Here is a 12,041-nt window from a genome sequence, read left to right on the forward strand (position 1 = left end):
GTTAGGGCTGTTCTTTAAAAGAGTGTAATTCTTTTCGTATTTTAAAAACTCGCCCTCAGAAAAGTAATACTGTCTTACATTGTAAATGGCTTCATTGGCAAGATTCTTTGCTATATGGCACAGTTCTCTTATAGTTCTGTAATCTTCCTTTGAAAGACGCTTTACTTGCTGTTTTACGGTAAGATGCATACAGCTTTCTCCTTTCTAAAGACTCGGAAATAGGATTTCCTGTATGTATATTATACCATATATTTTACTGATATTTATCCCACGGCCTAAAGGCACGTGGGTTTTCTGTCGGGAACTTTATAAAAATAGGAACATTTCTGCTCCTATAAATAATCACAAGTGTATCCACGTGTGTCTAATTCTAGTTTTTCAACTCTCCATCCTTTAATCAGATCACCAAGTTCATCTTTTATTCTTACAACGCCCTTAGTGTCTTCTGCTTTGATTAAAGCCATGATAGTTGGGCCTGCTCCTGAAAGATAAGCGCCAAGCACGCCTTCATCTTTTTCAAGGCATTCCATAATTGGGAAAAAGTTATTGATAAGCTGACCACGATATGGCTGGTGGAAACGATCCTTAAATCCAAGCTTCAAGCCATGATCATAGCCGTTAATGATTGAAGCTACCATCAATGCAAGGTGTGAGACATTGGCAATAGCATCTTTTCTCTCAAGCTGTTCAGGAAGAACTGAACGAGCTTTCTCAGTGGACAAGGTAAAAGGTGGGATAAGAGCAACAAAGCGATAATCGTGCTTTACTGGCAATGATAATGTAGTAACGTTGTAGTCTGCTTCTACAACCGATACAGTCATGCCCCCAAAGATGGCAGGAGCAACATTGTCAGGATGCCCTTCAATTTCAGTTGCAAGATTAAGAATCTCTTTTCTTTCATCAGCACGATCCATTAATGCATACGCACCGACAATTCCTGCAACAATACAAGTGGAAGAAGAACCAAGACCTCTAGTAAAAGGTACTTCAGTCTTAGTGTGGATTTTTACATTATGATATTCTAACCCAACCTGCTTGGCAGCTTTCTTGAAAGCCTGGTAAGTTAGATTATCTTCATTAGCAAACTGTTCTGGACAGCCAGTAATTTCTAATGGCCCATCTGTCAGTTCAAAGGTAAATGTGTTATAGAGTGTTACAGCTAAACCAGCGACATCAAAGCCAGGGCCAAGATTGGCACTTGTAGCAGGAACTTTCACTTTAACATACATATTTTAAAACTCCTTGATTCTTTCGCCAATAAAAGAAAGAATATGATCTTTCGCGATTACGCCTTCATGTAATGTTTCACGTTCCTTTAATCCTTTTAATGGGTAAGGAATTTCAACATTTGTCATTTCATTTAAGGCATCGATAGCTGTGAATACATCTGTCTTCTTTTCAGTCAATGCTTCATAAACAGATTCAGGGAACTTATAAGGAGATGCTGTTGCAAGAAGAACATTTGGAGTCTTATCTCCAGTTTCCTTTACGTATTCATTGTAGACACCATAACCAACTGCTGTATGAGTATCTAATAAGTAATGTGTCTTATCATAACAGTCCTTGATATTTTCAAGAACCTGTTCTTCACTCTGACATCCTGCAACGAATTCTTTCTGGATACGTGCAAGTGTTTCTTCATCTACACGATAAACGCCTTCATCAGATAATGATTTATAGAACTGATCTACTTTTTCACTATTTCCATCTACCATAAACCATACAAGACGTTCAAGGTTACTTGATACTAAAATATCCATTGCTGGGGCATTTGTCTTATAAAATTCTCTGTGTGTATCATAAACACCTGTCTTAAAGAAGTCTGTTAAGATATTGTTCTTATTGCTTGCAACGATGAACTTATTAACTGGAAGTCCCATGTTTTTAGCAATCCATCCAGCTAAGCAGTCACCAAAGTTTCCTGATGGAACAGTGAAGTTAACCTGATCACCAAGCTTAATTTCTCCTCTATTGACAAGTACGCTATATGAATGGAAATAATACACAATCTGTGGAATCAAACGTCCAATATTGATTGAGTTGGCACTTGATAAGAATACATGGTGCTGATCACAAAGATCCTTTAATTCTTCAGAAGCAAATGCTTTCTTGACTGCTGTCTGTGCATCATCGAAGTTTCCTTCAATACCGATGACTTCTACATTCTTTCCTGTTGTAGTAACCATCTGTCTCTTCTGAATAGCTGATACACCATCAATTGGATAGAAGACCTTAATGCAAGTTCCTTCTACATCCTTAAATCCTTCAAGTGCAGCTTTACCAGTATCACCAGAAGTAGCGGCAAGAATCATTACTTCACGTTCTTCACCTTTCTTCTTTAAAGATAATGTCATAAATCTAGGCAATAAAGATAAAGCCAAATCCTTAAATGCGGCTGTAGGACCCTGGAATAGCTCTGTTACAAAAGTATTGCCAACTTTTTCAACTGGTACAACGCCTTCCTTAAATAATCCTGTATCATAAGCACCCTGGCATGCTTTTCTAATATCTTCAACGGCATCCTCTGGTACAAATGCCTTAATAACCTCTGTTGCAAGGTCTACATAATTTAAAGAAAGAAGTGCATTTAAATCTTTCTTTTCAAATGGAAAGTCAGGTACAAGCAAACCTCCATCGTCTGCAATCCCCTGTAAAATGGACGTGTAGAAATCCAATGGTTTCTGATGTCCTCTTGTACTTTTATATAGCTTTTCCATAATCCACCCTCCTTGTGTTTATGTCATTGTATTAGATAAGATAATTTAAGTCAATAAAATTCATCTTATATTTATGATAATACAAAAGAATAGCTATCACAATTATCAATTTTCTAATTGTGCCCATCAATCTTTTTAAATTTATCTCCTAATTTACTTTTTTGATTAAAATAATCCTCTTTTTTCAATAATTGGTGCTATTTGTCGAGAAAAATCCTCTTGATTACATCAAATAACTATCTTATAATGCAGGAAAGCAAAGGAGATAGAAGTATGAGTAAAATTTTAATTCCTGAGGATTACAGTTCTCCTCTCGATCTTATCGAAACCGAAGTAGCTGTCAAAATGATAAAAGATACATTTGAAAGAAGACTTGCAGAACAGTTACGTTTAACAAGAGTTTCTGCCCCACTCTTCTTATTAAAGAATACAGGTCTTAATGACAACTTAAATGGTGTAGAAAAACCAGTATCATTTAAATCCTACGAATTAAATAATGATGATGAAATTGAAATCATTCACTCATTAGCAAAATGGAAAAGAGATGCTCTTCATAGATATAATTTTGAACCACACACAGGTCTTTACACTGATATGAACGCTATCAGAAAAGATGAAGAACTCGACAACATTCATTCAATGTATGTAGATCAGTGGGACTGGGAAATGGTCATCAATAAAGAAGATCGTACTAAACAGTATTTTGAATCAACTGTTAAGAAGATCTATAAAGCTTTATTAGATGTTGAATTCACAATGATCAGACATTATCCTCAACTTGGTAAACCGATTCTTCCTGAACAGATCTACTTTATTACAACTCAGGAACTTGAAGATCGTTATCCTGATCTAACACCAAAAGAAAGAGAAAACGCTATTGCGAAAGAGAAGAAAGCAGTCTGCATTGAACAGATTGGTGATGTTCTAAAATCAGGTGAAAAACATGACGGACGTGCTCCTGACTATGATGATTGGGCATTAAATGGTGATATTCTTGTCTATAATAGTGTACTTGATAATGCCTTAGAATTATCATCTATGGGTATTCGTGTTGATGCTAAGAGCTTAAAAGAACAGCTAGAAAAAGCTGATGCATTAGATCGTCTTGAATTACCTTTCCATAAACATATCATGGAAAATGTTCTTCCTTTATCTCTAGGTGGAGGAATCGGACAGAGCCGTATCTGTATGTTCTTCTTAAGAAAATGTCACATCGGTGAAGTTCAGGCTTCATTATGGGATGAAGATACAATGCGTATCTGTGAAGAAAACAATGTTTCACTTCTATAATCAAAACCGACTCAATTGAGTCGGTTTTTTTAAATGACAATTTCTAATTCCCGTGCTTTCTTTTTAGCATCTTCTAGCGCTTTTTTTGCATTTTCTGCCTGTTCTTGCGCCTTCTTCATTTCTTCTTGAGAAATGAGAAGCTGTTCATATGCGAAAAATTCTTCTCGTTCACTAGCAGGCATAAGAATGTCATGACGTATCTTCTTCATTTCTTCGACTGTATCAGTTCTATAAATGAAGATATGATGTCCCATTGCTTCAGCTAAAGCATCAGGAACATATTCTTCCTGTAATATATGATTGCCATGTCGATCATATATTTCTTTAGTCGTTAAAGCATACGCTTTCTCTTTACGTCTTCCAGCATACTCTACGTAATACTTTCTTTCTATATCATAGTAGCATTTATCATACAGCAGCATATCAGCCCAGATTGTATAGACATCAACATCGTAACAGAAGTTCATCATATCTGGAATATAGGCTCCTGGTGCTCTCATATTGACTTCAAGTCCTACAAGATCACCTTTCTTTCCTAATTGTTCATGATCTTCATCAAGTCTCATGAATTCAAAGTGGAAGAATCTTCCTTTAGCTTCAAATGCTTCTACTGTACGTTTTCCTATTTCATAAATATCAGTACCTTCAATAGGCTGAGAATAAAAGATTGTATCTTTACCCTCGTTGACATTATCCATTACCTGATTAACCATCACATGTGATGTAGCAATAAGGATATTCATCTTTGAATCAGTAATGCCTTCAAATGTTTCTACATGACCAGGTACGCATACTTCTAGAATATAAGGTACATCTTCCTGTTTATTCTTCATGAATGTCTTTAGATCTTCATCACAAGTCAACTTGTGTGTATCACTTGCCCCCATGCCATTATCTGGTTTAACAACAAGCGGATAGCCATTCTCTCTTGCAAATGCAAGTCCCTCTTCTTCGCTTTCAACAATCGTATAGTTAGCAACTGGAATACCGGCGTTCTTATAGATAGTCTTCATATGAGATTTATATCTTAATTTACCCATATCTTCAATATGAGGACCAGTTGGTACATTATAATCAGTACGCAATTTTGCTTCTAGATTAAGCCAATACTCATTTTCAGATTCAATCCAGTCAATACGACCGTATTTAGCAATATAGTGTGCTACAGCCTTGTAGACATCATCATAGTTCTTTAATGATGAAACATAGTAATACTCTGTAACACTGTTCTTAGTATCCAAGGAAATATCAGCATATGGCGTATCTCCGATACCTAATACATTAACACCTCTCCTTTTTAAACGATCACAGAAATTGTAATAGTAGTAAGGAAAGTGTGGTGAAATAAATATGACATTCATTGAATTATATCCCCCTTAATCATCAAATAGAATGTGCTCCATAAAATATGGAAATTGAATTCTCCACCAAGGCCAATCATGACTTACGTCATAGCCCCAAAAATCACACCAGGCAGGAATGTCTTTTGCATTAAGCAGTTCCTGCATACGTCCGGTAGATTTAACCATCTCATCTTCCCAAGCACCCTGTCCGCAGCAAAGTACAATACGGCATTCACGGTATTTCTGAACATATGGATGATCATAATTCATACCGTTTAAATAACGAATAGGACTATTACGATATAAGATATCATCACAATAATTACCAAAGAAGATATCACAATCATAATATCCACTTAATCCGATGCATCCCTTAAATACATCAGGATTTCTAAACATAAAGTTAACTGCGTGAGAAGCACCTAATGAAACACCTGTTGTATAGATACCATCCGCATAATCACCACCATTAGCATTGATTTCAAAAATACGTGGTACAAGTTCATTAACAATATAGAAATAATACTGTTCAATGATATAGGTACGATGTTCATATGGAAGATGACTCTCACTCCATCCTTCCTGATCGACACTATCTACACAGAATAACTGACAGTCGCCATTTTCAATGAAAGATGAAATTGTATCAACCATGCCCTGATCTTCAAAATCATAGAACCTACCATCCTGCGATGGAAAAACAAGAATTGGACGTCCGGCATGACCATAAACCTTAAATTCCATATCTCTTTCGAGACATTGGCTGTATTCTTTGTAATATGCAATATTCATACTAACCCTCCTTTTTTATGATGTGAAAAAACATCATCATAGCAATAGAATTCTTTTATTCATTATACCATGACCTTTTTCATAACCATATCTTTTTCATAGTTTTTCATCATTATTAGCACTCGCCTATTGACTCTGCTAAAATAAGTGCTACAATAAAGTTGTACCAAGGGTACAGAACAATTGAGAAAAGGGGCGATAGTATGAAATTATTACCAAGTATGCAGTCTATGTTTGATGATTTCTTTGATGATGGCTTCTTTACTCCGCAAAAAAGAGTAAACAGTATGAGATGTGATATTAAGGAGACAGATAATGACTATAAAATGAGCATTGAGCTTCCTGGATTCAAAAAAGAAGATATCACAATTAACCTTGATCAAGGTTACCTCAATATCTCTGCAAATACTCAGAATGAAAACGAAGAAAAGAATGATGAAGGTCACGTAATCCGTAAAGAACGCTATTCCGGCAGCATGAGCCGTAGCTTCTATGTAGGTGATCAATATGAAGCAGGTGATTTCAATGCTTCATTTGATAATGGTGAATTAAATATCACTATTCCAAAGAAAGATGCCTACATTGAAGATCATTCTTCACGTATTCCTATTGAATAAAAAAGAAGATGCCTCGCGCATCTTCTTTTTACTTATATTTATAGAAACCTTCACCAGCATTGATGCCTGTTTTTCCTTCATCAATATAGCTCTTAAGCATATTGGCAATCTTGCCTTGAACTGTTTCAGGATTTTTAGCATCAGGATGCATAATGACAATATTATAGGCTGTTGTTAATCCTACAATATCCAATATTCTAAATGGTCCTGCTGGTGCACCAGTACCAAGCATCCATGTCTGATCGATAGTCTTGGCATCAGCCACACCTGTCGCCAGCAGCATTTCTGCAGCTGATAAGAAAGGTACAAGCATACTATTTAAGATATAGCCTGGCTGTTCTTTCTTTAAGCATAATGGTACCATGTGAATGCTTTTTGCAAATTCTACCACTTGATCATATGCTTTCTGATCAGTGCCTTCATGCCCCATAACTTCAGCAGTATTATTTCTCCAGATTTCATTTGCAAAATGTAAAGCTAAATATTTATCTGCTCTATTCGTATATGGGGCAAAAGTACTTGGCAGCATCGTAGATGAGTTAGTAGCAAGAATCGCTTCATCTTTTAAATATTGGCTTGCTTTCTTATAAAATGCAATCTTCTGTTCTGGATCTTCCGCAATTGTTTCAATCACAAAGTCCGCATTTGAAAATGCGTCTTCGTAGCTTGTAGTTAAATGAAGATGACGATATGCTTCTTCTACATATTCCTTTAAAAGATCAATCTCTTCATCTGATAAATCAGTACGATCACTTAATCCTCTTGCATAGGCACGAGGATCTGTTTTCATTTTTTCTAGTGTATCAAGATAGATCGCCTTAAGACGTTCTAACTTAGGTCTTGCACGTTCAATTGACGCTTCACTTCTTAGCCAGATTGTGACATCATAGCCACTATATGCACTCTGAAAAGCAATCTGACTTCCTAATACACCACCGCCGGCAACGACGATATGTTTCCAATTCATATGAGAATACCTCCTTTTTTGATATTCTCATTGTATCAATTTCTAATTTATTAAAAAGCAATATGCACTTTTAAATATTTGGGAAACGTATCGTGATAGTTGTTCCCACCTCTGGAGTACTTGTTAAAGTGAGTTTTCCTTTATTAAATGAAACAATATGTTTTACAATTGCCAATCCCAATCCAGTACCGCCTTTCATACGACTACGTCCTTTATCGACACGGTAGAATCGTTCAAAGACACGGTTTTGATCTTCTTGAGGAATACCTATTCCTGTATCGCTTACTTCGATAAAAAGATCATCTTCATTTTTATAGACATTAACATTAACCAATCCTCCTGGATGATTATACTTAATAGCATTAGAAATAAGGTTACTTAACAAGTTAGCCATCTGTTGCGGATGGAACAGGATGTTAACATCTTCTACTTCCTTATGAATAGTAATCTCTTCTTTAAGACAAAGAGATTCATAGCTTGAAACAATGTCTTCAACTGTACTTTTCATATTGACTGGTACTCGTTCTACAACGATATCATCATTATCAAAACGAGAGAGAAGAAGAATATCATTAATAAGATTGGACATATTATCCACCTGCTTTTGAATCTTCTCTAACATATCATGCTGAAGGGAAGGATCAGTAACAACCCCTTCTGATAGAAGTTCACTATAGCCTCTAATTGAAGTAATCGGTGTCTTTAATTCATGTGAGACACTTGAGAAGAAATCTTCTCTCATCTTTTCCGCATTCTTAGCGGCAGTAATATCTACAAAGAATAAGGCTGTACCAAAAGGAAACTTTGAAACATAACATTTATAGTAGCGATTATTTAATTTCAATTTAACGCGAATTTTTTCTTCTGGTGAATGCAAGGCATCACGAAGAGCTTCTAGCTTGATGTCCTTGAAGTCATCTTTTTCATGAAGTGGTCCCACAATCTTCTTGGCTGACTTATTGATACTAAGAACTCTTTTCTTTTCATCAAGAAGTATGAATCCTTCATTCATTCTTCGTATAATAAGATCAATTTTGTTTTGTTCAAACTGCGTTTCTCTCATCGATTTTCTTAATCGATGAGAAAGCTTCTCAATCGTTGCAACGATATTATTGTATTCTTCATGAGGATACTTATGAACACTAAAACGATAGTCATCTGTCATATTGTTTAAGGATTCAGATATCTCAGTCAATGGCTGAGATATTCTTTTAGCAAGCAGTCTTGCAATAATGACAGCGACAATAAAAGCAATAGTGAAACTTAAAGCAAGAGAAGGTATCATCAGTGGCAGGAAGATACCAATGCCATTATAGGGAATGGATAATCTGACAATGTATTGTCCATCATAGTATGCTGCATACATTTCTCTTTCATTGATAGTTGAACTATTTCTAATCGCAAAGCCAGTATGATCTTTGCTTTTTAGTGCCTCTTTAACTTCTTCACGGTTTAAGTGATCTTTTCCTTGATGAATACCGTATGTATCCGCAATGACTTTTCCTTGTTTATCAATAACAGAAATTCTTGAATTATTTATTGATGATAAGGGACTAAGTTTATCAATCTGCTTGTTAAAATCTTTTTTATTGTTAAGGGCATAATCAATAAGCTGAACATCATAGATCAGTCTTTCTTTTGTATTATCTACCTGCTTAAATGAGAACAGTACAAAAGTAATTGATGAAGTAATGACAAGGGATATAAGTAGGACGATAATGAAATGCTTGATAATATATCTAGTCATTGAGATCCTCTATAAAACGATAGCCCACTGATCGTATTGTCTTAATATATTTTGTCCCATCATCTTTAAGCTTCGCTCTTAATGATCTGATATGTACATCAATTGAACGAGACTCTCCTACATAGTCATAACCCCATATTTCTTGCAAGAGTTCTTCTCTTTTTACAACATGATCTCTGTTTTCTATAAGATAGACGAGAACCTGATATTCTTTGTGAGTAAGTTCTATCTTCTCTTCGTTTAAGATCACATTGTGGGCATTGTCATCTATTCTTAATGTGGAGGTATGGAAAACTTTTCCTAACTTTTTAGAGCGTCTTAAAAGTGAACGTACTCGTGCATTAAGTTCTAATACCCCAAATGGTTTTGTCATATAGTCATCACAGCCACAGTCTAATCCTCTTACTTTGTCTATTTCTCTGTTTTTAGCAGATAGGATCATCAATGGTAATTCTTTATCCTTTTCTCTAATAAGCTTGATTGCTTCAATGCCATCCATTTCTGGCAACATGATATCAAAGATTGCTAAATCGGGTGTTTCCTTGTTTATTTCTTTAACAGCATCTTCTGCATTATCAAATAAGGTGATTTCATACCCATTAGATTCTAATGCTAGTTTCACTATTTCCTGAATATTTTCATCATCTTCTACTACAAATACTCTTTCTGCCATGCTTCTACTCCTTTTATACAAATCTTATCATAAAAAAAGTAAAGATAATGTCAATAACCTGTTTTCTTTAATTGCTAAAAAGGTTAGAATGGCTCCAGGTGAAAATTATGAAATCTATTATTATCAAGTATATAAAATCTTTTCTCTTTGTCTTATTGGCATCTTTGATCATGTCATTTAACATTAAGACATTCGTTCATTCAGGGAATCTGGTTCCAGGTGGTCTTACAGGGATGACTTTGCTTATTCAAAGAAGTGCGATGAAGTTCTTTGATCTTCCTCTTCCCTATTCCATTATCAATATTGCATTAAATGCGGTTCCAGCAGCTTTAGGATTTAAACTTGTGGGCAAGAAGTTTACCGCCTTCAGTGTTATTATGATTATCTTGAACTCTTTTATGGTTGATCTTCTTCCAAGTTATACCATTACCAATGACCCATTGTTAATTGCGTTATTTGGTGGTCTACTAAATGGTATTGCAATTACGATTGCCTTAAAAGGAAAAGCCAGTTCGGGAGGAACTGACTTTATTGCCATATTTTTAAATAGAAAATATAACATGTCATCATGGAATATTATTTTAGGTCTTAATATCTGTATTCTTATTACAGCAGGCTTCCTATTTGGCTTTGAAGCTTCCCTTTACTCCATTGTTTTTCAATTTGTTTCCACTGAAGCTATCAAGACTTTCCATACCAATGATCATCAGATCACAATGTTTATTGTTACAAATAAAGCTGATGAAATTGAAAAGATGCTTTATGAGAAAACAAAACATGGAAGTACAAGAATTTCTGCTAAAGGAAGCTATAAGCATGAAAATCGTACTATGCTTTATTCAGTCATAAGTGAAAATGAATTATCGATAGCCATGGATTCTATCATGACCATTGATCCTAATGCTTTTGTCAATGTCACCCACTCTATGGCAATTAAAGGAAAATTTTATCAGGAACCTTTGGATTAGCACATTTTCAGAATGTGCTTTTTTTGTATTTTTTATTGGATCCTTTGTTAAAATGAAAATGGAGGATATGATATGAAAAAAATAATATTTCTTGATGTAGATGGTACATTAATCAACTATGAAGCAAAACTGCCTGTCTCTGCTGAAAAAGCAGTCAATATGGCTAGAGAAAATGGACATAAGGTCTATATTTGTACTGGATGCTCTAAGGCTGAAATTGAACAGCGTGATTTTAGAACTATGAAACTAGATGGCATGATTGGTGCTAATGGTGGGTATGTGGAAGATCAAGGAGAAGTCATCATGCACAAGAGTCTTTCTAAAGACGATGTAAAAGCGATTGTTAATTGGTGCAATGAAAGAGAAATAGGCTTTTATCTTGAAGCAAACAGTGGAATGTATATCAATGACTACTATATCAAGCAGGGGCCAGAAGCTTTAGCGAAGTATGTTCTTGGCAAAGGGAAAAAGATTGATGATCTTGCTAAATTTAAAGCGGAAAGCATGAATCAGTATATTCATCTTCAAGGAGAAGATCTCTATCGTGATGATGTCAATAAAGTATCATTCGTCTTAAGAAGCTATCAGGATCATCTTGATTCTATCAAAGACTTCCCTAACCTTGTTGCTAATACATGGGGTGGAAAAGATGAGCAGGCTTTATTTGGTGATCTTGGCGTTAAGGGTATTACTAAGAAACATGCGATTGAAGTATTGCTTGATCATCTTCATGCTAGTAAAGAAGAAACAATTTCATTTGGTGATGCGAAAATTGATTTATCTATGTTTGAATGCTGCAATTATAATGTCGCTATGGGAAATGGTGGAAAACAGATCAAGGAAGCTGCTGATTATATTACTGATGATGTTGATGAAGATGGCTTATATAATGCCTTTAAGAAACTTAATCTCATATAAAAAAGAATG

General features: G+C 35.2%; 12 protein-coding genes. 4 read left to right on the forward strand and 8 right to left on the reverse strand.

Annotation, left to right across the window (positions count from 1 at the left end; all coding sequences use genetic code 11):
* The 3 genes from T513_RS0103635 to thrC form a co-directional block, all read right to left on the reverse strand.
* On the reverse strand, positions 1 to 189 hold a 189-nt coding region (locus T513_RS0103635), incomplete at its 3' end, for a hypothetical protein (RefSeq protein WP_031588972.1).
* Positions 190 to 332: 143 nt separating this feature from the next.
* Positions 333 to 1,229, reverse strand: a complete 897-nt coding sequence (gene thrB, locus T513_RS0103640) for a homoserine kinase (RefSeq protein WP_029069966.1) — start codon at positions 1,227 to 1,229, stop codon at positions 333 to 335.
* A gap of 3 nt (positions 1,230 to 1,232) precedes the next feature.
* Positions 1,233 to 2,717 (reverse strand): threonine synthase, encoded by a 1,485-nt coding sequence (gene thrC, locus T513_RS0103645; protein ID WP_029072859.1) that lies wholly within the window; start codon positions 2,715 to 2,717, stop codon positions 1,233 to 1,235.
* Positions 2,718 to 2,990: 273 nt separating this feature from the next.
* Between thrC and asnA the strand changes: the two genes are divergently transcribed.
* On the forward strand, positions 2,991 to 4,007 hold the full coding sequence (asnA, locus tag T513_RS0103650; RefSeq protein ID WP_029069964.1) for an aspartate--ammonia ligase: 1,017 nt from the start codon (positions 2,991 to 2,993) through the stop codon (positions 4,005 to 4,007).
* Between the two features lie 29 nt (positions 4,008 to 4,036).
* Here asnA and T513_RS0103655 read toward each other — a convergent pair whose 3' ends face one another.
* Positions 4,037 to 5,368, reverse strand: a complete 1,332-nt coding sequence (locus T513_RS0103655; protein ID WP_155266064.1) for an ATP-grasp domain-containing protein — start codon at positions 5,366 to 5,368, stop codon at positions 4,037 to 4,039.
* A gap of 15 nt (positions 5,369 to 5,383) precedes the next feature.
* A complete protein-coding gene (locus tag T513_RS0103660) occupies positions 5,384 to 6,142 on the reverse strand; it encodes an esterase family protein (protein WP_029072861.1) in 759 nt (252 codons plus the stop codon).
* A 203-nt stretch (positions 6,143 to 6,345) separates the two neighbouring features.
* Here T513_RS0103660 and T513_RS0103665 point away from each other — a divergent pair, with 203 nt between their 5' ends.
* Entirely contained in the window at positions 6,346 to 6,759 is a 414-nt protein-coding gene (locus T513_RS0103665) for an Hsp20/alpha crystallin family protein (protein ID WP_029069962.1), read from the forward strand.
* A gap of 28 nt (positions 6,760 to 6,787) precedes the next feature.
* Here the strand turns inward: T513_RS0103665 and T513_RS0103670 are convergent, their stop codons facing one another.
* The 3 genes from T513_RS0103670 to T513_RS0103680 form a co-directional block, all read right to left on the reverse strand.
* Positions 6,788 to 7,726 carry a 3-hydroxyacyl-CoA dehydrogenase gene (locus T513_RS0103670; protein ID WP_031588974.1) on the reverse strand — a complete coding sequence of 313 codons (939 nt, stop codon included), beginning with the start codon at positions 7,724 to 7,726 and terminating at the stop codon, positions 6,788 to 6,790.
* 70 nt (positions 7,727 to 7,796) lie between these two features.
* Entirely contained in the window at positions 7,797 to 9,473 is a 1,677-nt protein-coding gene (locus tag T513_RS0103675; RefSeq protein ID WP_035876575.1) for a sensor histidine kinase, read from the reverse strand.
* The gene (locus T513_RS0103680) at positions 9,466 to 10,146 is read right to left on the reverse strand and encodes a response regulator transcription factor (RefSeq protein ID WP_029072864.1); all 681 of its coding nucleotides are present in this window, start codon (positions 10,144 to 10,146) and stop codon (positions 9,466 to 9,468) included. Before T513_RS0103680 ends, T513_RS0103675 begins: the two co-directional genes overlap by 8 nt.
* A gap of 107 nt (positions 10,147 to 10,253) precedes the next feature.
* Here T513_RS0103680 and T513_RS0103685 point away from each other — a divergent pair, with 107 nt between their 5' ends.
* Both T513_RS0103685 and T513_RS0103690 read left to right on the forward strand, forming a co-directional pair.
* The gene (locus T513_RS0103685; protein WP_031588978.1) at positions 10,254 to 11,114 is read left to right on the forward strand and encodes a YitT family protein; all 861 of its coding nucleotides are present in this window, start codon (positions 10,254 to 10,256) and stop codon (positions 11,112 to 11,114) included.
* Between the two features lie 72 nt (positions 11,115 to 11,186).
* Positions 11,187 to 12,032 carry a Cof-type HAD-IIB family hydrolase gene (locus T513_RS0103690; RefSeq protein WP_031588979.1) on the forward strand — a complete coding sequence of 282 codons (846 nt, stop codon included), beginning with the start codon at positions 11,187 to 11,189 and terminating at the stop codon, positions 12,030 to 12,032.
* The last annotated feature ends 9 nt before the right edge of the window (positions 12,033 to 12,041 follow it).

It is taken from the genome of Kandleria vitulina DSM 20405, from assembly GCF_000702065.1.
GTDB classification, from domain to species: Bacteria; Bacillota_I; Bacilli_A; order Erysipelotrichales; family Coprobacillaceae; genus Kandleria; species Kandleria vitulina.

Coding starts and splice junctions, on each gene's coding strand:
- T513_RS0103675 (WP_035876575.1), bottom strand. CDS start 9,473: ATGACTAGATATATTATCAAGCATTTCATTATCGTCCTACTTATATCC.
- T513_RS0103655 (WP_155266064.1), bottom strand. CDS start 5,368: ATGAATGTCATATTTATTTCACCACACTTTCCTTACTACTATTACAAT.
- T513_RS0103680 (WP_029072864.1), bottom strand. CDS start 10,146: ATGGCAGAAAGAGTATTTGTAGTAGAAGATGATGAAAATATTCAGGAA.
- T513_RS0103690 (WP_031588979.1), top strand. CDS start 11,187: ATGAAAAAAATAATATTTCTTGATGTAGATGGTACATTAATCAACTAT.
- thrB (WP_029069966.1), bottom strand. CDS start 1,229: ATGTATGTTAAAGTGAAAGTTCCTGCTACAAGTGCCAATCTTGGCCCT.
- T513_RS0103685 (WP_031588978.1), top strand. CDS start 10,254: ATGAAATCTATTATTATCAAGTATATAAAATCTTTTCTCTTTGTCTTA.
- thrC (WP_029072859.1), bottom strand. CDS start 2,717: ATGGAAAAGCTATATAAAAGTACAAGAGGACATCAGAAACCATTGGAT.
- asnA (WP_029069964.1), top strand. CDS start 2,991: ATGAGTAAAATTTTAATTCCTGAGGATTACAGTTCTCCTCTCGATCTT.
- T513_RS0103665 (WP_029069962.1), top strand. CDS start 6,346: ATGAAATTATTACCAAGTATGCAGTCTATGTTTGATGATTTCTTTGAT.
- T513_RS0103670 (WP_031588974.1), bottom strand. CDS start 7,726: ATGAATTGGAAACATATCGTCGTTGCCGGCGGTGGTGTATTAGGAAGT.
- T513_RS0103660 (WP_029072861.1), bottom strand. CDS start 6,142: ATGAATATTGCATATTACAAAGAATACAGCCAATGTCTCGAAAGAGAT.